This window comes from Cupriavidus sp. GW823-FHT07A04 (genome assembly GCF_058794615.1).
Genome location: NZ_JBXAHA010000001.1, coordinates 241,557 through 265,342, shown reverse-complemented (window position 1 = coordinate 265,342; position 23,786 = coordinate 241,557). Strand labels below are relative to the sequence as shown.

The window sequence follows — 23,786 nt, the reverse complement described above, 5'->3', positions numbered from 1 at the left end:
GGCAAAACGAGGGTCGAACCCCCCACTCAGCGCCGGGGCTGACGCCCCGCCGGCGAGGCCGCCGGAGCACGCTTGGCCAACGCGTCGCGCAAATGGCGCAAGCCGCGCCACAGCTTGGGCAGCAGCCACGCCGCCACCAGCAGCAGCACGGCCAGCACCACCAGGAACACCACGGGCAGGAAAAAAGCCAGCAGCAGCCCGCTGCTGGCGGCAACGTCCTCGCTCAGTGAGGCAGCCCAATTCGAAAACGGTTCCGGCGAGACGTTGATCAGGGCGCGGGTGCCGGCCTTGGCGGCATGGGCGGTGCCGGCCAGCGTGCCCCCGACCAGCCCGGCGGCGACCATCCATTGCGGATCGAGCTGCCCGAAGGCGGCGGCGGCCAGGATCGCCCCGGCGGGAATGCGGATAAAGGTCTGGATGCTGTCCCAGAAGGAATCGAAGCCCGGCACCTTGTCGGCCACGAACTCGGCCAGGGCCAGCACCGCGGCCAGCGCGATCACCCACCACGATTCCAGCGCCTGCAGGCCGGGCGGCAGGTGCAGCCAGCCCAGGCGGCCCAGTGCGCCAGCCGTGAACACGGCGAGGTAAAGGCGGAATCCGCTGGTCCAGGACAAGCCCGCGGCCAACGCGGCCGTTTCTAGCATGGCGCTCCTTGCTGGGTCTGTCTGGCGGGCATGCAGCCCCGCCTATGCAACCAGTGTAATACGCGCGCGCTCAAACAGCCGGGTTCCCCCCTCCCCGGTGGACGGCGTCAGCCGCCTTCCTTGCCGTCGGGGCCGTACCAGGGAAGTGCCTCCTGCGGCGTCAGGATGCCATCAGGCTCGGCCATGGCGTAGCCGGGAAGCGCCTCGACGCGGCGCCGGAAGGCCGGGTCGGCCAAATGCGAAAGCAAGCCATGCGCCCAGGGCGTGATCTGGTCGTTCTTGCGCAGCGCCAGGTAGTAGGCCTCGCGGGTCAGCGGTACAAAGGCCAGCCCATGGGCCTCGGCATTCATGCGCAGGCCGAAGCCCACCTCGGCATGGCCGTCATGCACCGCTTGCGCCACCTTCTCGTTGCTGAACTCGGGGGTTTCGTAGCCAACGATCTGGTCCGGGAAGAGCCCCTCGGTGGCCAGCAACTGGTCGAACAGCATGCGCGTGCCAGAACTGCGCTGGCGGTTGACGAAGCGGGCGCGGGTACGGGCCAGGTCGCGCAGGTCGTGGATCTCGCCCGCGAGCTCGCGCGCGACGATCAGGCCCTGCTCGCGCCAGGCCAGCCGGATCAAGCGCACGGAGGCCGGACGCAGCCATTTGCGCAGCGTCACGTGGGCCACGGAGCCAGCCTTCTGGATCGGCGAGACGTAGAAGCCAGCCAGCTCGGACTGCCGCTCCTGCAGGCAGATCAGGCCCTCCACGCTGCCGCAGAACACGGTATCGAGCTGCAGGCCGCCCGGCGCGTCGTGCAACGCCCCCGCCAGGACCTCCATGGCCGGATCATGGCTGCCGGAGAAGCGGATGCGGGTCTGCGGCTGCGCCGCGTCGTCCAGGTCCGCCAGGAAATCGACCATGGCCTTCTGCACGACCGGGTCGATCGAATCGCGCAAGCGCCCCTCCGCACGCAGCAAGCGCTCACCGAACAGCGTCAGTGACGCCCCCCGGCCGCGCTCCATGTCGAGCATGCTGCGCCCAAGCATCTCCTCCCAAGACCGCATCACGCCCCAGGCGTGCCGGTACGACAACCCGATCTCGCGCGCCGCGCGATGCAGGGAGCCCGTCTCGCGCACGGCCTTGAGCAGCTGGAACACCTTGCCGTTGGAGCGAGGATTGTCGTCCGCGGCGACAACCGGGAACAGGTCAAAGCGAAATGTCATATGAAACGCTTTTCATATTTACTTTAGAGATGTGGTTCACCGAGAATGCAAGACGCTGATTTCCACGTATTTTTCTGCATTCTCACCGATCTCATGAGTTTGTGGCAATTGTGTTTCTGAAAACATAAAACAAGGAGAATCCATGCGAGCGGTCAGCAAGCAAGGCCTTTTACGCCATATTTCGAACCGCGCCGCGTGCGCTATCGGACTGGTTTGCCTGGTTGGCGTGGCCGGCGCCACCACCGCCACCAGCGCCATCGCCGGCGAACTCAAGCTGGCCACGACCACCAGCACGGAGAACTCCGGCCTGCTGAAATTCCTGCTGCCCAGGTTCGAGCAAAAAAGCGGCGTCACCGTCAAAGTGATCGCCGTAGGCTCGGGCAAGGCGATGAAGATGGGCGAGATGGGCGACGTCGATGTGCTGCTGGTGCACGCCCGCAAGATGGAAGACGAATTCATGGCGGCGGGCTACGGCGTCAACCGCCGGGACGTCATGTACAACGATTTCATCGTGGTTGGCCCGGTCAGCGACCCGGCCAGACTGAAAGGTGGCAAGGACGTGCTGGCCGGCTTCAGGAAAATCGCCGCCGGCGGCACCAAATTCATCTCGCGCGGGGACAACTCCGGGACCGACGTGATGGAGAAGGACTACTGGAAGCAGGCGGGGATCGAGCCCAAGGGGCAGCCGTGGTACGTGAATGCCGGGCTAGGGATGGGCGAGGTGCTGACCATGGCAGCGCAGATGCCGGGATATACGTTGTCTGATCGGGCCACTTATGGCGCGTATCGCGCCAAGACCGGATTGGCGATCCTGCTGGAGGGCGATCCCAGGATGTTCAATCCGTATGGCGTGATGGCGGTGAATCCGGCCAAGCATCCTGGTACCAATTACGTGGATGCGATGAAGTTGGTGGAGTGGATGACTTCTAAGGATGGGCAGGACACCATTGCTGCTTACAAGGTGGAGGGGGAGCAGTTGTTTTTTCCTAGTTATAGGGGGAAGTGAAAGGGGGGTGCGCAAGGGCAGGCAGAACCGATGGCTCTTGCTGCCTTGGCTGGGTTTTCTTTGAGCGGCGTTGGTTTTTGGACCCAAGAGCCATACGACATCCCCCTGCGGGGGCTGCCGGTCACTCTTCTTTGCGTCGGCAAAGAAGACTAACGAGAAGAAAGCCGACCCTGCCGGGGGCAGAGCAATAAGGCTGTTCGGCCCCGGTGGTTGCGTCGTACGACCCGGAGTGTTGGCTAGCGGATCCTACCGGCTCGAAGGTCATCAAACTTGCATGACCCATGGGTTACGTCGTGCAGCCCCTGACCTCGTGTGCGGTGCCCGTTCCCACATCTGCCGTTCGCGGTGCGAAGTGCTGCGCCGTTTCGGGTGTGGCTGGTTTCGTGGTTTTGTCTCGGAGGACGAGCGCCGTGGGTGCAAGCACGGCCCTCGCGCACGGGCCACGGTGCCCACCACGAAACCAGAGGGGGTGAAGCAAGGCGCCGCTCGCGCCGGTACGGCAGGGCATCAAATGGCCGGGCGGCCACCGCCAGAGACAAAACCACGAAACCACGAGGGCAGGCAGGATCGTGGTGCTGCGCACCGCGAACGGCAGATGCCCGAACGCGCACCGCGCAAAGCAATCAGGGGCACCACCACGTGACCATTGGGTCATGCATTTACGATGCCCTTCAAGTCGGTGGGATTGGCCAGCCAACACTCCGGGCCGTACGACGCAACCACCGAGGCTGAACAGCCTTATTGCTCTGCTCCCGGCAGGGCGGCTTTCTTTTCGTTAGTTTTCTTTGCCGGTCAAAGAAAAGTGACCGGCAGCCCCCGCAGGGGGATGTCGTATGGCCCTTGCGTCCAAAAACCAACGCCGCACAAAACAACAGCGACCAAGGCAACAAGAGCCAACGGTTCTGCCCTTGCCCCCCCAACTCACCCCTCCCCCATCCTCGCCAAAACAGGCAATACCGGCAACTCCCCCGCCACCTCCGCAATCATCCTGCGCATCCACATCACATCCGGCGCAGCATGACACCGCTCATGCCACAGCTGATAAAACCGCATCCGCGGAAACGCCACCGGCGAAGGCACCATCTTCAGCGGCAGGTACTGCGCATAATGCGCGGCAAACTGCCGTCCCGTGGTGAACACCATATCGGTCTTCATCAACACATACGGCACCAGCCCGAAATACGGCAACGTGACCTGGATATTGCGCTTGTACCCCTGCTCGGCCAGCGCCTGGTCGATCATGCTGCGCTGCATCGAGGCATAAGGCGCCGGCGCCAGGTGCGGCATCTCCAGGTAGTGCTTGAGGGTCAGCCCCTTGCGCGCCAGCGGATGGTGCGCCCCCAGCATGCACACCACCTCATCGTCGAACAGCGGCGAAATATGCAGATGCTCCGGTGGCGACAGCCAGTTGCCGACCACGATGTCGAGTTGCCCTTGCTCCAGGCTGTCGAGGAAGTCGCTCGATGACGTCATCGGGTGCACGAACAGCTTGGCGCCGGGCGCCAGCCGGCGCACGCGCTCGACGATGTTGGGCAGGAAGAAGGCGTCCAGGTAGTCCGGCGCGCCCAGGTGAAAGGTACGGGTCGTGGTGGCCGGGTCGAAATGCTGGGGCGGCCGGGCGATGCGGTCCATGGCCGCCAGGCTCTGTTCGGCCAGCTGCAGCAGCTCGCGGCCGCGCTCGGTCGGCACCATGCCGCTCTTGCCGCGCACCAGGATGGCATCCCCCGTGATTTCCCTTAGCCGCTTGAGCGTATTGCTGATGGCGGGCTGCGACTGGCCGAGGCGGACCGCGGTGCGGGTCACGCTCTGCTCGGTGAGCAGAGTGTGCAGCACCCGCAGCAAATAGGTGTCGAGATGGTCGCGTCCGTGCATGGCGAGGGGGCGCCTGGCGCGCTTTGCGGCCGGTGGCGTGGGGAATGGGAACGGCGCATAGTGTATGTCACGCACCCCGTCATTGGTCAAATCCGGTGGCCGCCGCCCTCGCCGGCCGCCAGAACGCTCTCCCCGCTTGATGGGGCATATCACCTGGGCCGAATATTGCATCATCGGCGTCAGTGCTATGTTTGGCCCCATCCACAAAGAGAGAAGACACCATGGAGACGCAAACCATCCGCTTTTACCACCGGGGCAAGGTCACGGAGGTCGCAGACGCCCCCGTTACCCGCACCGTGCTGCAGTACCTGCGCGAGGACGCGCGCTGCACGGGCACCAAGGAGGGCTGCGCCGAAGGCGATTGCGGGGCATGCACCGTGGTACTGGGCGAGCTGGGCGAAAACGGCCAGGTCGAGTTCAAGGCGGTCAATGCCTGCATCCAGTTCCTGCCCACGCTGGACGGCCGCGCGCTGATCACCGTGGAAGACTTGCGCCAGGCCGACGGCGCGCTGCACCCGGTGCAGCAGGCGATGGTGGAGTGCCATGGCTCCCAGTGCGGTTTCTGCACCCCCGGCTTTGTGATGTCGCTGTGGGCGCTGTACCAGCAAAAATCCGAGGACGCCGGCACCGGCCGCGCCCCGGCGCGCGAGGCCATCTGCGACGCCCTGACCGGCAACCTGTGCCGCTGCACCGGCTACCGCCCCATCATCGAAGCTGGCCAGCGCATGATGGCGCTGCCTGCGCCGCAGGCCAGCAAGCTGGACCCGCGCCAGATCGCCGACACGCTGCGCGCGCTGCAGCGCGACGACACCTTCCACTACAGCGCCGAAGGCCAGCACTTCTACGCGCCCCGCACCGCCTCGGCTTTTGCCGCCATCAAGGCCGCCGAGCCCGGCGTGCGCATCCTGGCCGGCAGCACCGACGTGGGGCTGTGGGTGACCAAGCAGTTCCGCGAACTGGGCAACCTGCTGTACGTGGGCCAGGTGGCTGACCTGAACGGCATCCGCGAAATCGATGGCGCCCTGGAAATCGGCGCGGCGGTCTCGCTGGAGCGCGCCTACGCCGCGCTGAACGACGTCCATCCCGAGCTGGAGGAATTGTGGAAGCGTTTCGCTTCCCTGCCGATCCGCAATGCCGGCACGCTGGGCGGCAATATCGCCAACGGCTCGCCGATCGGCGACTCCATGCCCGCGCTGATCGCACTTGGCACCGAAGTGGTGCTGCAGCGCGGCGACGTGCGCCGCACCCTTGCGCTGGAAGACCTCTACCTGGCCTACCAGAAGACCGCCATGGCCGAAGGCGAGTTCGTCGCGGCGCTGCGCGTGCCGCTGGCCGGGCCGGAGCACTTCCGTACCTACAAGCTGTCAAAACGCTTTGACGAAGACATTTCCGCTGTCTGCGCGGCCTTTGCGCTGACACTGGAAAACGGCGTGATCCGCCATGCGCGCGTGGCCTTCGGCGGCATGGCTGCCACGCCCAAGCGCGGGGCACTGACGGAAGCCGCGCTGATCGGCCAGCCCTGGACCGAAGCCAGCGCCCGCGCAGCCATGAGCGCGCTGGCGCGGGACTTCACGCCGTTGTCCGATATGCGCGCCACCGCCGCGTACCGCAGCCGCGGCGCCGCCAACCTGCTGTACCGCTTCTGGCTGGAAACGCGCGCCGACGCGCTGCCCGCCGCCGCCGTCAATGTCCGCGCCATCGGCGCGGGCGCGGCCACCGCCACCGCTACCGCGTAAGGAGAGATCGGCATGAACAAGCAAACCGAACCCTTCCTGCTCGACGCCGCGAGCGAAGCCAGGACCGCCATTTCGACGCAGCAAGTGGGCGTCTCGCGCCCGCACGAATCAGCCCACCTGCACGTGGCCGGCACGGCAACCTACACCGACGACATCCCCGAGCTGGCAGGCACGCTGCATGCCGCGCTCGGCATGAGCACACGCGCCCATGCTCGCGTCAAGTCGATCTCGCTCGACAAGGTGCGCGCCGCGCCGGGCGTGGTGGCGGTGCTGACCGCCGAGGACATTCCCGCCGCCAACGAATGCGGCCCGATCATCCACGACGACCCGATCCTGGCCAACGGCCTTGTGCAGTTCATCGGCCAGCCGATCTTCGTGGTGGTGGCCACCTCGCACGATGCCGCGCGCCGTGCCGCCCGCCTGGGTGCGATCGAGTATGAAGACCTGGCGCCGGTGCTGTCGCCCGAGGCCGCGCACCAGGCCGGCAGCTATGTGCTGCCGCCGATGCACCTCACGCGCGGCGAGCCGGCCAGCCATATCGCCGCCGCCGTGCATCGGGACAAGGGCAATATCCGCCTGGGCGGCCAGGAGCAGTTCTACCTGGAAGGCCAGATCGCTTACGCCGCGCCCAAGGAAAACGACGGTATGCATGTGTGGTGCTCGACCCAGCATCCCACCGAAATGCAGCATGCGGTGGCGCATATGCTGGGCTGGCACGCGCACCAGGTGCTGGTGGAGTGCCGCCGCATGGGCGGCGGCTTCGGCGGCAAGGAATCGCAATCGGCCATGTTCGCCTGCTGCGCCGCGCTGGCCGCCTGGAAGCTGCTGTGCCCGGTCAAGCTGCGTCCGGACCGCGATGACGACATGATGATCACCGGCAAGCGCCATGACTTCGTCTTCGACTACGAAGTCGGCCACGATGCCGACGGCCGCCTCGACGGCGTGTCGGTGGAGATGGTTTCGCGCGCCGGCTTCTCGGCCGACCTGTCTGGCCCGGTGATGACCCGCGCCATCTGCCATTTCGACAACGCCTACTGGCTGCCGAACGTGCAGATCGACGGTTACTGCGGCAAGACCAACACGCAGAGCAACACTGCCTTTCGTGGCTTCGGCGGCCCGCAGGGTGCCTTTGCCATGGAGTACATCCTCGACAACGTGGCACGCACCGTGGGCCGCGATGCGCTCGACGTGCGCCGCGCCAACCTGTACGGCAAGACCGAGCGCAACGTCACGCCTTACGGCCAGACCGTGGAAGACAACGTCATCCACGAACTGCTCGACGAACTTGAAGCGACCAGCGCCTACCGCGCGCGCCGCGAGGCCACGCGCGCGTTCAACGCTGCCAGCCCGGTGCTCAAGAAGGGCATCGCCATCACCCCGGTGAAGTTCGGCATTTCCTTCAACGTGGCCCACTTCAACCAGGCCGGCGCGCTGGTGCACGTGTACAACGACGGCTCGGTGCTGGTGAACCACGGCGGCACCGAGATGGGCCAGGGCCTGAACACCAAGGTGGCGATGGTGGTGGCGCATGAGCTTGGGATCCGGCTCGAACGCGTGCGCGTGACCGCGACCGATACCAGCAAGGTGGCCAACACCTCGGCCACCGCCGCCTCCACCGGCACAGACCTGAACGGCAAGGCCGCGCAGGACGCCGCGCGGCAGATCCGCGAGCGGCTGGCGGCGTTTGCCGCGCGCCAGGCCGGCGTGGACGCCAACAGCGTGCAGTTCGGCGACGACCTGGTGGTCGCGGGCGAACTCCGCCTGGACTTCAGCGACCTGGCACGGCAAGCCTACGTGGCACGCGTGCAGCTGTGGTCCGATGGCTTCTACACCACGCCCAAGCTGTACTGGGACCAGTCCAAGCTGCAAGGGCGGCCGTTCTATTACTTCGCCTATGGCGCGGCGTGCTCGGAAGTGCTGGTGGACACGCTCACCGGCGAATGGCGCCTGCTGCGCGCCGACGTGCTGCACGACGCCGGCCGCTCGCTCAACCCGGCCATCGACATCGGCCAGGTAGAGGGTGGGTTTATCCAGGGCATGGGCTGGCTGACCACCGAGGAACTGTGGTGGAACAAGGACGGCAAGCTGATGACGCATGCGCCCTCCACCTACAAGATCCCGACCGTCAACGACTGCCCGGAAGACTTCTACGTGCGGCTGTTCGAGAACGACAATGCGGAAGACAGCATCCATCGGTCCAAGGCCGTGGGCGAGCCGCCGCTGCTGCTGCCGTTCTCGGTGTTCTTCGCGATCCGCGACGCGGTGGCCAGCGTTGGGGACTACAAGGTGAACCCGCCGCTGGTGGCGCCCGCGACCAGCGAGGCAATCCTGGATGCGGTGGACGCGGTGCGGGCGGTGCGGGTGGTGCAGTAGGAGACAGCGGCTTGCGGATGCGCCCGCCGGCTCCCACAGGCCATCTTCACTGAAGACCGAAATGAAGTAACGAAGTAACAAGCTGAAGTAACAAGCTTCACCCAGAGCATCAACCTAAAAAGGCATCACCATGCAGGACGCGCCCCTCAAACCCTTCCGCTTCGCCGACGCCACCCGCTGGGTGCGCGCGGGCGTGCCGGTGGCGATGGTCACCATCGCCGAGGTGAAAGGCTCCGCCCCGCGCGAGGCGGGCGTGCGCATGCTGGTGACCGCCAACGAACTGGTCGGCACCATCGGCGGCGGCCATCTCGAGTGGCGCGGCATGGAGATCGCCCGCACCATGCTGGCCGAGCGCGACGCGATGCGGCAGATCGTGCGCATCCCGCTGGGCCCGGCGCTGGGACAATGCTGCGGCGGCGTGGTGCTGCTCGCCTTCGAGGTGTTGGGCGAAGCCGACCTGCCGTGGCTGGACGCGGTGCAGGCCGCGTTCGGCACCGGACGCGCGCTGATGCGCACGGTGCCGCGCACCGGCGCGGTGCAACACGCCGCAGCGCCAGCGCTGCTGCCCTCGGTGGCCTTGCAGGCGGACGGCGGCTGGACCGACACCCTGGTGCCGGACGCGCTGCACGTGGTGCTGTTCGGCGCCGGCCACGTGGGCCATGCGCTGGTCAAGGTGCTGGCCAACCTGCCGTGCCAAGTGCACTGGGTGGATGAGCGCGACACCTTGTTCCCCGCCGACCTGCCCGACAACGTCACCCCGGAAGCCAGCGACATCCCCGAAGCCGTGGTCGACCATGCGCCGGCCGGCAGCTACTTCCTGGTGATGACGCACAGCCACGCGCTGGACCAGACGCTGTGCGAGCGCATCCTGCGGCGCGACGACTTCGCCTACTTCGGCCTGATCGGTTCCAAGACCAAGCGCGCGCGCTTCGAGCACCGCATGGCGGAGCACGGGATTGACCCTTCCCGCTTTGCGGAAATGACGTGCCCGATGGGCGTCTGCGGCATCACGGACAAGGCTCCGGCTATGATTGCGGTTGCCATCGTCGCCCAGTTGCTGCAGGTTCGCGACCAGCGCCTCGCCCATCTGGGCGCGCTCGTCGCCAGCCGCGGCGGCAAAGCGACGAGCTCGACGCAAACCAAGACCGCAAAAGGAACCCCATGACGCTCGATGCCGCGCTCGCAGACCGTATCCGCCAGACGCCCAAGGCGGAACTGCACGTCCACATTGAAGGCACGCTCGAGCCTGAGCTGATCTTCCGGCTGGCCCAGCACAACAAGGTCAAGTTGCCGTACGCCAGCGTGGAAGCCCTGCGCGAGGCCTACGCCTTCACCGACCTGCAATCCTTCCTCGACATCTATTACGCCGGCGCCAGCGTGCTGCTGACCGAGGACGATTTCTTCGACATGACGATGGCCTACGTGCAGCGTGCCGTCGCCGACAACGTGCGCCACGCCGAGATCTTCTTCGACCCGCAGACCCATACCGAGCGCGGCGTGCCGATCCATGTGGTGATCGACGGCATTTCCGACGCGCTCGCCCAGGCCCGCACGCAGTACGACTTCTCCAGCAGCCTGATCCTTTGCTTCCTGCGCCACCTCTCCGAGGAAGACGCTTTCGCCACGCTGGAAGCCGCGCTGCCTTACCGCGACCGCTTCGTCGGCATCGGGCTGGATTCCTCCGAGCAGGGCAACCCGCCGGAGAAGTTCGCCCGCGTGTTTGCCCGCGCCCGCGAGCTCGGCCTGCACCTGGTGGCGCATGCCGGCGAGGAAGGCCCGGCGCAATACGTGACCGACGCGCTCGACATCCTCAAGGTGGAGCGCATCGATCACGGCGTGCGCGCCATCGACGACCCGGCACTGGTCGAGCGGCTGGCCCGCGAGCGCGTGGCGCTCACGGTATGCCCGCTGTCCAACCAGAAGCTCAAGGTCTACCCCGACCTGCGCGACCACTCCCTGCACCGCCTGCTGGAAGCCGGCGTGCTGGTCACGCTGCACTCGGACGACCCCGCCTATTTCGGCGGCTATATGAACGCGAACTGGGAAGCCACTTTCGAAGCCTTGCCGCTGACCGCGGCCGATGGCCACAAGCTGGCGCGCAACAGTTTCGAGGCGTCGTTCCTGCCCGCCTCGCAAAAGACTGCCTTCCTCGCCGAAGTCGACCACTTCTGGCAATCCCCCTTGCCCGCCGCGGCCTCCACGGCCTGAAGCGCGGCTCACACCAAGATGCCGGCGCGCCATGCGCGCGCCGGCGCATGACGAGACATCGATATGACGACCACGCCCCCCACCCAGTCCATCACCCGCGCCATCCGTGGCCGCGTGCTGCACTTCCTGCGCGACCCCCAGTTTCATGACGACGCGTATCAGTATTGGGAAGACGGGGTGCTGATCGTCACCGCCGGGCATGTCGCCGCGGTTGGCAACCATGCCGACCTGGCCGACCAGATCCCGGCTGGCGCCGAAGTGATCGACCGCCGCGGCAAGCTGATCGTGCCGGGCTTTATCGACACGCACGTGCACTACCCGCAGACCGACATCATCGCCTCGCCCTCGCCCGGCCTGCTGCACTGGCTGGAGACCTATACCTTCCCCGAGGAGCGCCGCTTTGCCGAGCCGGAATATGCGGCGGCCGTGGCCGGCTTCTTCGCCGACGAGTTGCTGCGCAATGGCACCACCAGCGCCGTGGCCTGGAGCACCGTGCATACGGCCTCGGCCGATGCGCTGTTTGCCGAAGCCGACCGCCGCAACCTGCGCCTGGTCACCGGCAAGGTGATGATGGACCGCAACTGCCCCGAATTCCTGCGCGACACCGCCGAGTCCGGCGCGCGCGATTCGGCCGACCTGATCTCGCGCTGGCACGGCAAGAACCGCCTGTCGTACGCCATTACGCCGCGCTTCGCGCCCACCTCCAGCGAAGCGCAGCTGCAAGCCTGCGGCGAGTTGGCCAAGGCCTACCCGGACGCCTTCATCCAGACCCACGTGGCGGAAAACCGCGACGAAGTGAAATGGGTGGCCGAGCTGTTCCCGCAAGCCCGCAGCTATCTGGACATCTACGATCACTACGGCCTGCTGCGCCCGGGCGCGCTGTACGGCCACGCCATCTACCTCGACCAGGACGACCGCAAGCGGCTGGCCGACAGTGGCGCGGCGGTGGCGCACTGCCCCACCTCCAACCTGTTCCTGGGCAGCGGCTTCTATGACTTCCACCAGTCGGATGCGCACCGCCTCAATGTGACGCTCGCCACCGACGTGGGCGGAGGCACCTCGTTCTCGATGCTGCGTACCATGAACGCCGCCCACAAGGTGGCGCGCATGGGCGGCTACCACCTCACCGCGCTGCGCATGTTCTACCTGGCCACCCGCGCCGCCGCCGACGCACTGGGCTGGAGCGAGCGCGTGGGCAGCTTCACCCCGGGCTGCGAGGCTGACTTCATCGTGCTCGATCCGCAGGCCACGCCGCTGATCGCGCGCCGCAGCGAGCGCTCGGAAACGCTGGAAGAGCAGTTGTTCGCCTTCGCCATGCTGGGTGACGACCGCGTCATCGGCGAGGTGTATGTGATGGGCGAGCCGGCGAGCGCGCCAGCCTCCGCCGCGCACTAATCATCACTTTTAACAAGATGGCACCGGGTCCGGCCTCGCGGGCTTGACCCGGATCAACACCCCTGTCATGCAATACTTCTAAGCTGTCACATCATCGGCCGCCCTGTGGCCGTGCACCGCCAGTCTCGGGCCCAGCCCGACCCCGCGTTCGACAACTGAAGGTTTTTGCATGATTGCCACGCAGCAAGCTTCCTTTCCGGAGCCGATTTCCCCTGACGTCCCCCTGCCCTCGCGCAAGATCATCCGCGGCTGGCTGATCCCGCTTGGCGCGCGCAGCACGCCGCGCGCGCTGGCGCTGTTCGCGCTGGACACCGCGCTGTTCCTGGCCGCGCTGGCCGGGGTGGTGCTGTTCTCCCACTGGCTCGCCAAGCTGGCCGCCAGCGTGGCAACGGGGCTGATCATCGCCCGCCTGTTCATCATCGGCCACGATGCCTGCCACCAGAGCCTGACGCCCCGGCGTGGCCTGAACAAATGGCTGGGCCGGCTGACCTTCCTGCCGTCGCTCACGCCTTACAGCCTGTGGGAAGTGGGCCATAACGTGGTTCACCACGGTTACTCCAACCTCAAGGGCTTCGACTTCGTCTGGCAGCCTTACTCGCTCGAGGAATTCCAGGCCCTGCCGCGCTGGCGCCGTGCGCTGGAGCGGGTCTACCGCACCGGCTTTGGCGCGGGCCTGTACTACCTGGTCGAGATCTGGTGGTTCAAGATGTTCTTCCCCAGCCGCCGCCAGATGCCCACGCGCCGCGCCGTCTTCATGTGGGACTGCACGCTGGTGGCGCTCTTCGGCGTGGCCTGGATCGGTGCGCTGGCGTGGCTGGCCATCGCCACCGGGCAGTCGGTGGCGCTGCTGGTCGGGCTGGGCTTCGGGCTGCCGTTCCTGGTCTGGAATTTCACCGTGGGCTTCGTGCTCTACGTGCACCACACCCACACCAGCGTGGCCTGGTACGACACCAAGGCCATGTGGGCGCGTGCCCAGCCCTTCGTCTCCACCACCGTGCACCTGCGCTTTCGCTATGGCATCGGCGCGGCGCTGCACCACATCATGGAGCACACCGCGCACCACGTGGACATGAGCGTGCCGCTGTACCGCCTCAAGCGCGCCCAGGCGCTGCTGGAGCATGCGCTGCCGGGCCGCATCATCATCCAGAACTTCACCTGGCGCTGGTATTTCCATACCGCGCGCCGCTGCAAGCTGTACGACTTCAAGGCACTCTGCTGGACGGACTTCCGCGGCCGGCAGACCAGCGCCAACGCGCCAGTGCCGGCATAACCCACCACCACCCCCACCACCTGCCGCAGCCGCCCTGGCTGCGGTTTGTCTTTTGGGACGCGTAATACTCAATTACAAAGTCTTTCCGCGCGCTTGTCCCGCACAGCGGCGCTTGCCTCGTTAAGCAAGGTATCGGTCCCAAGGTCATTGCGCATCCCGACCCGGGGCCGCCCCTTGGACAACGCCCGAGCGCAAATCAGCGCCGACAGGACAAACAGGACAAAGACAAATGGCAATCAGCAAACCCCATGCGCCGGCACGCCGCCGCCTGCTCCGCGCCGCCCTGCCGGCGCTCGCCTCGCTGGCGGTGCTCGGCAGCCTTGCCGGCTGCGTGACCGAGCGCGTGGTAGTACGCCAGCCGGCGCCTGCGCCACCCCACCAGATGGTCCGCAACATGCCGCCGCCGGTGCACGAAGACCGCGGCCCCGCGCCTGCCTACGGCTGGAACTGGGTGCCGGGCCACTGGAAGTGGGAAGGCAACGACTGGTTCTGGGTGCACGGCCGCTGGGTCCAGCAGGCGGTGCCGGTGATGCCGCCCGTGATCGTGGAACAGATCACGGTTGCCCCGCCCGCGCAGCATGCCTACTGGGTGCCCGGGCATTGGGTCTGGCGCTTCGAGGGTGGCGGCTGGGTCTGGATGAAGGGCGCCTGGCACGGCTAAGCCCCGCACGGGCCCGCCGCCCATGGCGGCATGGCTCAGACCTGAGGCCCGGTGGCGCCGGCATGATTACTTAGGCGTCGCCACCATCTTCCCGCCCTGCTCCGCCATGCGCGCGCGCATGGCGTCGGCCGAGCCGATCTGATGGAACAGCGGCCCGCCCGGGGCGAAGCTGTCGGCCGTGGCAAGCCGGCCGACCACCACCGGCTCGAAGCCTGCATCGCGCACCAGTTGCTCGCCGATGCGCAGGGCCTTCGGATCATCGGCGGCGATCGGCACCGCGATCAGGCCCTCGGCCCGGTGGTTCTGATTGGCGAAGTTGGTGGCGCCCATGAAATTGAAAGCGCGCACGATACGCGCGCCGCGCAGGTACTTTGCGGTGGTGATGCCGATGCCCTTGCGCATCGCCTCTTCGGCAACAGCGCCATCGCGCGCACGCACGGCGTTGGTCGCATCCACCACCACTTTGCCGGCAAAGGCCTTGCCATACTCCGCCGATATCTCAGGCAACGCCTTGTAAGGGACGGCAAGAAAAATCACGTTGGAAAACGCCAGCGCCTCGGCCACCGTGCCCGCGCGGGCAAGCGGGCCAAGTTTTTCGACCAGCGGCTTGAGTTCATCCGGGTGGCGCGAGGAGAACAGGACGGGATGGCCTGCCTTCACCCACAGGCCGCCTACCGTGCTGCCGATGCGGCCCGAGCCAATCACGCCGATGGGCACGAGGGCGCTGTCCCGGCTAGCCTGCGCGCGCAAGCGCGAGGGCGAGATCCCCAGCCACATCGCCAGCAACGCCAGGCTCACGCTGCCGGTGAGCAGACGGCGCTGCCGGCTGATGGTTTCGATGCGCTCTGGAAACGGCATGGCGGACTCCTCGATCCGATGACCATCAAACATCGTGGTGCTGCAACACAGCAAGCGGGTGCGGTGCACTTGGCACGCCTTCAAACTCTAGGCGAAAAATGCAGCGCGCGCCGCCGCCCCGTTGCCGCCGCGTGATCGATTTGGCGCTTGCCACCCTGTGCACTACAGTAAGTAGCACTTGCATCACCCGCGATCCCCCGCCCTTGCGTCCTTGTCCCCACGGAGACGGTAATGGCCCCCGCCCTCCCCTGTCCGCGCCGCTCAAGGCTCGCGCCGGCCGCGCAGCGTAGGGCAGCCGCATGCGCACAGGTGGCGCGGGCGGCGCGGGTGGCCCTGGCGGCGCTGGCTGCGGGCGCACCGGCGGGCGTGGCCGCCCAGACGCCGCAGCCAGCGCCTGGCGACGAGGTCCACAACCTGCGCGAGGTCACCGTGGTCGCGCCCGCGCCGCTGCCGTCGTTCTCCATCCCGCGCGAGGCGTTTCCCGGCAATGTGCAAACCGCGACGGACGCCGACATGGAGCGCGCCAAGTCTGGCAACCTGTCCTCGTTCCTCGGCGAGACCATGGACAGCGTGGTGATCAACGACGTACAGGGCAACCCGTTCCAGAAGGACATTCTCTATCGCGGCTACCGCCTGTCCTCCACCCTGGGCGCGGCGCAGGGCATCGCGCTCTACCTGGACGGCGTACGCCAGAATGGCGCGCTGGGCGATGTGGTCGACTGGACGGCGATCCCCGAGGCCGCCATCAGCACCATCACGCTGGTGCCCGGCAGCAATCCGCTCTACGGCCTCAACGCGCTTGGCGGCGCGCTGGCGCTGACCACCAAGTCCGGCGAAACGCATCCCGGCGTGGAGGCCGACCTGAGCCTCGGCAGCCACGGCCGCGCACGGCTCGACGTGAGCGGGGGAAAGATGCTTGGCGATGGCTGGCACGCCTTCGTGGCGGGCACGGGCTTTCGCGAGGACGGCTGGCGCCAGCTATCCGGCAGCAGCCTGGGCAACCTGTTCGCCAAGGTCGGCCGCTCGACCACCGATACGCAATGGAGCGTGAGCGTGCTGGGCAGCAGCAGCAGCCTGTCCGGCAATGGCCTGCTGCCAGACAGCATTTACGGCAGCCAGCGCAATGCCATCTACACCGCGCCCGACCTCACCCGCACGCGCTCGCTGCAGGTCACGCTCAACGGCACGCACCAGCTCAACGCCGAGGACCAGATCGCGCTGACGGCTTATGCTCGCCTGGGGCACGCAAAGGCCAGCACCGGGGACGTCAGCGACGACTACCTCGACACCTTGCTTGGCTGCCAGGGCAACGCCGGCAATGCGGGTTGCGAGCCAGGCGCCGCGCCGGCCGGCGCGGTGCTCAACACCTCGACCGTCAACACGCATGACTACGGGCTGTCCGGGCAGTGGTCCCATACGGGCAACGTCCACGACGCAGTACTGGGCGCCGCCTTTGCGCTGAGCCGCGCATCGTATCGCCAGGACACGCAGCCCGCCGGCTTCAGCGACGATCGCGTGGCGGTGGCGGACCCCGGCGCCACGCCCGGCACCAACGCCTCGCTCGATGGACGCACCAGCACCGTCAGCTTGTATGCCTCCGATACCGTCAAGCTGCTGCCGCACAGCTACCTCACCGCGAGCGCGCGCTGGAACACCTCGAGCACGCACACGGTGCTGACCTTGCCGAATGCATCCGACGAACGCTTCACGTTCTCGAAGCTCAATCCTTCGCTTGGGCTCTCGCACCAGTTGCGCAGCGGCCTCACGGTCTTTGCCTCGGCCTCGCAAGGCACGCGCATGCCGACCGCCATCGAGCTGGGCTGCGCGGATCCGGCCAACGCCTGCCAGCTGCCCACCGGCCTGCAGGCGGATCCGTACCTGCGCCAGGTGGTATCGCGCACGGTGGAGTTCGGCGGGCGCTGGAAGGCCAGCGATGCCACCGACCTCACGCTCGCGCTGTACCGCAGCGACAACCGCGACGACATCCTGTTCCAGCGCTCGCCGGTCAGCCCGCTCGGCTACTTCACCAACTTCCCCAAGACCCGCAGCCAGGGGCTGGAACTCGGGCTGCGCCAGCGCCTGGGCCCGGTGATGCTGCGCGCCAGCTACAGCTACCTGCAAGCCACCTACCAGGCGGACGGCCAGATCCAGACGCCGTTCGCGGCGCCCGTCAACGTGCGCCCCGGCACGCGCATGGCGGGCGTGCCGCTGCACAGCTTCAAGCTCAGCGGTGACTGGCGTGCAACCGCATCGGTCACGCTCGGCGGCGCCATGGTCGTATCGTCGTCGCGCCCGGTGGCCGGCAATGAGGACGGCGCGCTGAGCGCGCAGGATCCGCGCCTGGCGCGCACCGCCGGCTTCGTGCTGTTCAACCTGCGGGCGAGCTGGCAGGTCGATGCACGCTGGCAGCTCTACGCGCGCGTCGACAATGTGTTCGACCGCCGTTATGAAACCTATGGGCAGGCGGGCCTTAACGTGTTTCCGGGCGGCACGCTGCTGCAGCCCGGCGCGGCGGTGCCGATCGAGCGCTTCGTCGCACCGGGCGCCCCGCGCCTCTTCCTGGTGGGCGTGCGCTATGAATGGGGCGGACGCTAGCGGCCGCAGGCATGCGGGAAATCCTTGGCAGTTGCCGCGCCGTCACCAAGAATGGAAAGCAGCCGGACGGCATCGGGCCGGGAACAGCGACAAGCAACGCAAGCGGGAGGCGTGCATGGCGACGAGACAGGGCAATGGCCAATCTGGCCGGATCATGCTGGCGCTATGCGCCGCGCTGGCCTGCGCCGCTTGCGCGCCAGGCCCGGCGCCGCGAGGCGCTCAGGCGGCCAAGGCCTATGTGTCGAGCGAGAGCGGCGGCATCGCGGTGATCGACCTCGACCGGCTCGACATCACAAACACCCTCGACACCGGCGGCAAGGGTCCGCGCGGCATCGCCATCAGTGCGGATGGACGATACCTGCTGGCCGCCAACAAGGGAACTGGTGACCTTACCGTCATCGACACACGCGATGGCCAACTGGCCAAGCGCATCCCGATCGGCAAGAACCCGGAATTCGTGCGCGTGTCCGGCGGGCAGGCTTTCGTCACCTATGAGCCCGGCGAGCCGGGCAAGACTGGCGACGACGCGCCGGTCCCGGCGCAGATCGCGGTGATCGACCTCAAGGACTGGCGCGTCACGCACGCGATCCCCAGCGGCCTGGAGACCGAAGGCATCGAATTCTCGCCGGACGCGCGCCTGCTGCTGGTCACCAACGAGGGCGACGATACGGTGTCGGTCTACGAGCGCGCCAGCGGCGGCCGCCTCAACCTGATCAAGACGCCGCCCGGATCGCGGCCGCGCGGCATCAAGGTGAGCCCCGACGGACAGCGCTATATCGTCACGCTGGAGTCAGCCAACGCGTTCCTGGTGCTCGATGCGGCCGACTACCACATCGTGCGCACGGTGGCGACGCGCAGCGGGCCCTACGGGGCCGCCTTCGACCGCGCTGGCAAACGCCTGTTCGTGGCCGCGTCGCGCGCGGACACCATCCAGGTATTCGATGCCGACAGCTATGAGAACATCGCCAACATCGCCACCGGCAAACGCTGCTGGCACTTCAGCTTCACCCCCGACGACGCGCGGCTGCTGATCGCCTGTGGCCGCTCGAACGCAGTCTATGTGGTGGACGCGCGGACCTACCAGCCGCTGCGCGAAGTGGCCGGCGTGGCGCTGAGCTGGGGCGTTGTCACCTACCCGAAGAGCCCGGGGACGCTCGATGCGCCTTGAATCCACCGGCGCGCGCCGGCGCCGGGGACATTGTGCGCTCGGCGATGCCTGTCGCAGAGCCTGGCATCGTGCAAGCCGTTAGTTAACAAAAACGGAACTGTCAATACGATCCTCTCGGTTTCGCGTTGTCGCGATAGCCTCTGGCCTCCTTGATCTCAGCCCTGGTGGCATCGGCGTTAGCCGTCAGCAGGACCAGCCTTTCGAAGTAGTTGGCCGCCTTCGCATCGTCGTGCATCATCTGCGCTGATTTTGCCGCGCCATACAGTCCTCGCAGCCGGTTCGGGGTGGACTTCAGGGACGTCTCATATTCCTGCAATGCAGCGCCAGGCTGGTTCAGTCCCAGCAGCATATCGCCCAGGAGCTCGCGCATCGGATACAGACGGTTTTCCATGGCCACATCCTTCTCGCTCGCGTCTTCGAGCTTGGCCGCCTGCCGCATATGGCTCACGGCTTCCTCATTGCTGCCCATATCCAACTCGACCCAAGCGCTTGCAGCGAGGATTTGAGCATCGCCCTGCTCGACCCAGTAGGCTTGCTTTGACTTCTCGAGGTTCGCGCGGAGTTCGCGCAGCTTCTCGATGTCGGTCTGCGCGGCTTGCGGATCGCCGCTGCGCGCGGCGCCAAGTGCCCGTGCGAAATACGTAATCGCCTCGGCTTGCGCATAGCTGCTGCCTCGCGGTTGCAATGCCGCGGCTTCCTGCCATGCACCGCGCTCCAGCGCGTAGCGCGCAGGGATGGCGGCAAGCGCCGTGTATAGAGCGGGCCGCTCAAAGGGGAACTTCCGTGCCGCTTCTGCCTGGTCCCGCACGCTGGAAGCGAGCCGATCCATTCCCATTTGCAGGTACGCGTACTCCATGAAGTCCCACGAGTGCGCGGCGTTTGGATGCGTCGCCCCGGGCCAGGCTTTGGCGGCATCCCCGACCATGACAACCAGGGCGGCCTCGTTCGATTTCACGGACTCCGGCCACATCCCCAGCATCGAATAGGTATGCGAAGGCATGTGGAGCGCGTGGGGTGCGTCGGGCGCAATCGACGCATACTTCTCGGCGAAGGGCAGGCCGCGCTGCGCAAGCGCTGTACAGTCGTAGCTGTGAATCAGATAGTGGGCAACGCCTGGATGGTCCGGTTGCTCGCGATAAATCCTCTCCAGAATGGCGCCTGCCTTAAGCTGCTTGGCGTAAGTTTTGTCACTGTGCGATGCGCCCTCGTTGAGGGCGAGTGCATAGAAAATGGCGGCCTCGGTATCTCGTGGATATTTGGCGGAGAGCTTCGCCATCGCTTGCTCGTACGCCAGCGTGCGCTGCTGCTGGTTGACCGTGCGGTAGTCCTCGTAGAACAGATCGATCGCGCGCAGCCAGTCGGCTTCCCGTTCCGTCTTCGGACCAAGCGCCAGGCCCCTTTGCGACGCTTCCAGCCCGTTTTTCAGGCTAGTCTCGTCGAAGGGTGTTAGCAATGGATTGGGACGTTGGCTCATCGCAATGCCCCAATAGGCAATGGCGCATTGTGGATCGTCCTCAAGTACGGATTTGAATGCCGAAACGGTATTTGGATAGTAAAAGGAGTGCAGCATCGCCAGCGCGTGCTCGAACTGCCGCTGGGCCGCCGGGTTGCACGAGGTCGGAAAATGAACCGTGCCGAATTTCTCGTTGCCCAGGGTAGTTTGGGCTGCCTGAGCATTTGCAAAGGACGGCAGAGCCAGCACGGCCATCAGCGCGCCGAGGCGAGAAAACGGTCTTATTGCCTTCATCATTGGCGTCTCCTTGGGCTGGGCCAGGCGGTGCGGCCCGTCATTTGCCGCCATCCGTGGTGGCTGGCTCGCCGCCGCCGGCATGGCGGACCACACCGCAGATCAGACGAGCGTAGGTCGAAGGTTTGCGAATTCTCCGGGGACTCCTAATAGCGTAGCCGCCCTTTTGGTCCACGCAAAACAGAAAAGCGCTCAGACCCTTGCCGATCGCGTTCCTCAACAGCAGGAATGCCGGTGATCGTCAGGCGCCTCATTCCAAGTCTCCTATATTGCATATTGGCGAGACGTGGTGCCCCCACCAATCTCCCTCGCCCGTACGACGAAAGGCCAATTGACGCACCAGGGGATCGCTGCCAGAGTGAATCTGTCGGCAGCGGCGGCGCGCTGCCGCACCTGGCTTGGGGGCAAGCATGATCCACCTTCGGCGCATCGTCGGACGCATCGTCAAACGACTGTGGCTGGGTACGTTGCCATTGCTCGCTGCCGCCGCCTTGCCGGCCCATGCCGCGGATGGCGATACGCTGGCGCAGGCCAGGTCGCGTGGCACGCTGCGCTGCGGTGTCAGCGAGGGCATTGCGGGGTTTTCGGCGAAGGACGCGGCGGGACGCTGGTCTGGCCTTGACGTCGATTTCTGCCGCGCCGTAGCGGCGGCGGCGCTGGGCCGGGCCGACAAAGTCACCTTCGTAGCGCTGAAGGCTTCAGCCAGGTTTCCGGCCCTGCGCACCGGCGTGGTGGACCTGATCAGCCGCAACACCACGTGGACCCTCGCGCGTGAGAGCACGCTGGGCGTGCAGTTCGCCGGCATCCTCTTTTATGATGGCCAGGCCTTCATGGTGCCGCAGCAGGGCGCGCCGAAGTCAATTGCCGCGCTTGACCGCGCCACCGTCTGCGTCGAGAAAGGGACATCGAGCGAGGAACATCTGGCCGCCTATTTCGCGGCGAAACGGTTGAGCGTGAGCCCGCTCGCCGTGGACTCCGCAACCGAAGTGGCCGACGCCTTCTTTGCGGGACGCTGCCTCGCCTATACCGCGGATGCCTCGCACCTCGCAGCCGTACGCTTGCGGGGCCGGGGCGGATCGCAAGCCTACGTCATCCTGCCCGAGCGGATCTCGGAGGAGCCGCTCGGACCGGTCGTGCGCAACGACGACCAGCAGTGGCTGACACTGGTCCGCTGGGTACTTTTCTCGCTCGTTGCCGCTGAAGAAAACGGGATCACGCAATCCAACGTGCGCGAGCGCATGCGCGATCCGTTGCTGGGCGCCTCCCTCGAGCCCGGCGACGACGCCAGCAAGGCGCTCGGCGTCGCGCCGGGCTGGGCCGTGCGCGCGGTGCAAAGCGTGGGCAACTACGGTGAGATGTTCGAGCGCAATCTTGGCGCGCAAAGCCCGCTCAAGCTGGAGCGCGGCCTCAACCGGCCATGGACGCAGGGCGGCCTGATGTACGCGCCGCCCATGCGGTAGATACGATAGGTGGGATAGGTGCTATCGATGCAACGGGCCGCGGAGGTCGCCGCATGAGTGAGCTGCAGATCTATATCGTCCTTGGCGTCTTCGGGGCTGTGATCCTGGTCATCGCCTTGAACCTGCTGGACATGGCGGTGGCAGCCCTGATCGGCGTGTGCGTGCTGATCGCGCTGGGGATCCTCAACGAACAGGATCTGCTGAGCGCCACCCGCACCTCCGGCGGCCCCATCGGCTTGCTGTTTGGTGGCATGGTGGTGGCGCGCATCCTGTCCACCACGGGCCTGTTCGACCGCCTCGGCGACCTGTACCTGAGCGCCACGGGCGGCAGCGGCAAGCGCTTCCTGTTGTTGCTGATCGCGATGGTTGCACCCTTGTGCGCCTTCTTGCCGAACGCGACCACGGTGATCCTGCTCGCCCCTATCATCATCCGCGTGGCCATCGCCCTGGAGGTGGACTTTGTCGGGCCGATGGTGCTGACCGCCATCGTGAGCAATTCTGCCGGCCTGCTCACGCTGGTCGGCGACCCGGCGACATTCCTCGTCGGCAGCGCGATCGGCATGACATTCGGCGAGTACCTGCGCCGCGTCAGCCTGGGCGGCGTGGTCGCCCTGCTTGTCATCGTCCCGCTGTTGCCGCTGCTGATGCCGGACCTGTGGCGGATGCGGCGTGCCTTGCCGCAGCGCCAGCCACACAGACGGCTCGAGCGCCCCGTCTATGCGGGGCTCTCGCTTGCCGTCCTCTTGACGATGGTGGGGCTGTTCGTTTTCGGCGAGCACCTGCCCACCCGGCTCGTGCCGCCCATGGCCGCGCTGATCGCCAGCGCCCTGGCGCTGCTGGTGGGGTATGAAGCCCGCTTCGAGCCAACCGACGACGTGCTGCGGGACGTCGACTGGAAGACGCTGTTGTTCCTGGGGTGCATCTTCTGCCTGGTGCAGGCGGTGACCAAGACCGGCCTGCTGCAAGTCATGGCGCTGAAGCTGCACGGGTCGTTCGGCACCCAACTGACGCTCGTTGCCCTGGTGATGATTGCAGTCATCGGCCTGCTCTCAAGCCTGCTGGCAAACGTTCCGGTGGCAGCCGCGTCGATCCTGATGATCAAGGGCTACCTGGTGGCGGCGGAGGTCGTCCCCGACGCCGCGCTTGGCGCGCTTTTCACTCAGTGGCCGGCAACCACGATTCCGGTGTTCGTCGGCATGATGTTCGGGGCAACGCTCGGTGGCAACGCCACTCTCATCGGCGCATCGGCCAACATCGTGTGCGCTGGCATCTGCGCGCGCCACGGCAAGCCCGTCACGTTCGCCACGTTCATGCGCTATGGACTGCCAGTCACGGCGGCCCAACTCACCGCGTCGGCGATCTATGTCATCGTGTTGTCGCGTTGGATGCGCTGAGGGCGCCGATATGCGATACGGGACCATGGTCCAATGCCCGCGCACCGACCACCGGCAATGGGACCTTGGTCCCATTTCCATCGCGGGATCGCGCCGCCGGCAAGGCTGCCCCGCTTGCGCGAATCCGCGCATGGTAAGTTCCACAATCGCGACTTATGTCTTTTACAAAGCAACGCCAGCGCCTACACTTTTTT

17 protein-coding genes are annotated in these 23,786 nt (G+C 66.5%); 12 read left to right on the top strand and 5 right to left on the bottom strand.

Annotated elements, in window-relative coordinates; genetic code table 11:
• Positions 1-26: 26 nt before the first annotated feature.
• Together AC1Q7Q_RS01195 and AC1Q7Q_RS01190 are read right to left on the bottom strand one after the other, a co-directional pair.
• Positions 27-644: a DUF4126 domain-containing protein gene (locus AC1Q7Q_RS01195; protein WP_174426515.1), complete on the bottom strand. Its 618-nt coding sequence runs from the start codon at positions 642-644 to the stop codon at positions 27-29.
• 107 nt (positions 645-751) lie between these two features.
• Entirely contained in the window at positions 752-1,849 is a 1,098-nt protein-coding gene (locus AC1Q7Q_RS01190; protein WP_492376643.1) for a substrate-binding domain-containing protein, read from the bottom strand.
• A gap of 142 nt (positions 1,850-1,991) precedes the next feature.
• Here AC1Q7Q_RS01190 and AC1Q7Q_RS01185 point away from each other — a divergent pair, with 142 nt between their 5' ends.
• Positions 1,992-2,855: an ABC transporter substrate-binding protein gene (locus AC1Q7Q_RS01185; protein ID WP_492376642.1), complete on the top strand. Its 864-nt coding sequence runs from the start codon at positions 1,992-1,994 to the stop codon at positions 2,853-2,855.
• 921 nt (positions 2,856-3,776) lie between these two features.
• Here the strand turns inward: AC1Q7Q_RS01185 and AC1Q7Q_RS01180 are convergent.
• On the bottom strand, positions 3,777-4,727 hold the full coding sequence (locus tag AC1Q7Q_RS01180) for a LysR substrate-binding domain-containing protein (RefSeq protein ID WP_492376677.1): 951 nt from the start codon (positions 4,725-4,727) through the stop codon (positions 3,777-3,779).
• Positions 4,728-4,948: 221 nt separating this feature from the next.
• Here AC1Q7Q_RS01180 and xdhA point away from each other — a divergent pair, with 221 nt between their 5' ends.
• The 7 genes from xdhA to AC1Q7Q_RS01145 all read left to right on the top strand — a co-directional run bounded on the left by xdhA (position 4,949) and on the right by AC1Q7Q_RS01145 (position 14,370).
• The gene (gene xdhA / locus AC1Q7Q_RS01175; RefSeq protein ID WP_492376676.1) at positions 4,949-6,463 is read left to right on the top strand and encodes a xanthine dehydrogenase small subunit; all 1,515 of its coding nucleotides are present in this window, start codon (positions 4,949-4,951) and stop codon (positions 6,461-6,463) included.
• A 12-nt stretch (positions 6,464-6,475) separates the two neighbouring features.
• Positions 6,476-8,836 (top strand): xanthine dehydrogenase molybdopterin binding subunit, encoded by a 2,361-nt coding sequence (gene xdhB, locus AC1Q7Q_RS01170; RefSeq protein ID WP_492376675.1) that lies wholly within the window; start codon positions 6,476-6,478, stop codon positions 8,834-8,836.
• Positions 8,837-8,966: 130 nt separating this feature from the next.
• Entirely contained in the window at positions 8,967-10,001 is a 1,035-nt protein-coding gene (gene xdhC, locus AC1Q7Q_RS01165) for a xanthine dehydrogenase accessory protein XdhC (protein ID WP_492376674.1), read from the top strand.
• Complete coding sequence (locus AC1Q7Q_RS01160) at positions 9,998-11,044, top strand: adenosine deaminase (protein ID WP_416047989.1); 1,047 nt, start codon at positions 9,998-10,000, stop codon at positions 11,042-11,044. Before xdhC ends, AC1Q7Q_RS01160 begins: the two co-directional genes overlap by 4 nt.
• A gap of 63 nt (positions 11,045-11,107) precedes the next feature.
• Positions 11,108-12,439, top strand: coding sequence for a guanine deaminase (gene guaD / locus AC1Q7Q_RS01155; protein WP_492376673.1), 1,332 nt, complete (start codon positions 11,108-11,110; stop codon positions 12,437-12,439).
• Between the two features lie 169 nt (positions 12,440-12,608).
• The gene (locus tag AC1Q7Q_RS01150) at positions 12,609-13,709 is read left to right on the top strand and encodes a fatty acid desaturase (protein ID WP_492376672.1); all 1,101 of its coding nucleotides are present in this window, start codon (positions 12,609-12,611) and stop codon (positions 13,707-13,709) included.
• A gap of 229 nt (positions 13,710-13,938) precedes the next feature.
• Positions 13,939-14,370, top strand: a complete 432-nt coding sequence (locus AC1Q7Q_RS01145) for a hypothetical protein (protein ID WP_492376844.1) — start codon at positions 13,939-13,941, stop codon at positions 14,368-14,370.
• A gap of 66 nt (positions 14,371-14,436) precedes the next feature.
• Here AC1Q7Q_RS01145 and AC1Q7Q_RS01140 read toward each other — a convergent pair whose 3' ends face one another.
• Positions 14,437-15,228: an NADPH-dependent F420 reductase gene (locus tag AC1Q7Q_RS01140; RefSeq protein ID WP_492376845.1), complete on the bottom strand. Its 792-nt coding sequence runs from the start codon at positions 15,226-15,228 to the stop codon at positions 14,437-14,439.
• A 231-nt stretch (positions 15,229-15,459) separates the two neighbouring features.
• Here AC1Q7Q_RS01140 and AC1Q7Q_RS01135 point away from each other — a divergent pair, with 231 nt between their 5' ends.
• Both AC1Q7Q_RS01135 and AC1Q7Q_RS01130 read left to right on the top strand, forming a co-directional pair.
• On the top strand, positions 15,460-17,823 hold the full coding sequence (locus tag AC1Q7Q_RS01135) for a TonB-dependent receptor (RefSeq protein WP_492387118.1): 2,364 nt from the start codon (positions 15,460-15,462) through the stop codon (positions 17,821-17,823).
• 115 nt (positions 17,824-17,938) lie between these two features.
• The gene (locus AC1Q7Q_RS01130; RefSeq protein WP_492374129.1) at positions 17,939-18,991 is read left to right on the top strand and encodes a beta-propeller fold lactonase family protein; all 1,053 of its coding nucleotides are present in this window, start codon (positions 17,939-17,941) and stop codon (positions 18,989-18,991) included.
• A 100-nt stretch (positions 18,992-19,091) separates the two neighbouring features.
• On the opposite strand, the gene AC1Q7Q_RS01125 is transcribed toward AC1Q7Q_RS01130, so the two are convergent.
• Positions 19,092-20,741 (bottom strand): hypothetical protein, encoded by a 1,650-nt coding sequence (locus tag AC1Q7Q_RS01125; protein ID WP_492374128.1) that lies wholly within the window; start codon positions 20,739-20,741, stop codon positions 19,092-19,094.
• A gap of 407 nt (positions 20,742-21,148) precedes the next feature.
• Here AC1Q7Q_RS01125 and AC1Q7Q_RS01120 point away from each other — a divergent pair, with 407 nt between their 5' ends.
• Both AC1Q7Q_RS01120 and AC1Q7Q_RS01115 read left to right on the top strand, forming a co-directional pair.
• The gene (locus tag AC1Q7Q_RS01120) at positions 21,149-22,198 is read left to right on the top strand and encodes an amino acid ABC transporter substrate-binding protein (protein ID WP_492374127.1); all 1,050 of its coding nucleotides are present in this window, start codon (positions 21,149-21,151) and stop codon (positions 22,196-22,198) included.
• A gap of 53 nt (positions 22,199-22,251) precedes the next feature.
• Positions 22,252-23,592, top strand: coding sequence for an ArsB/NhaD family transporter (locus AC1Q7Q_RS01115; RefSeq protein ID WP_492374126.1), 1,341 nt, complete (start codon positions 22,252-22,254; stop codon positions 23,590-23,592).
• Positions 23,593-23,786: the final 194 nt, after the last annotated feature.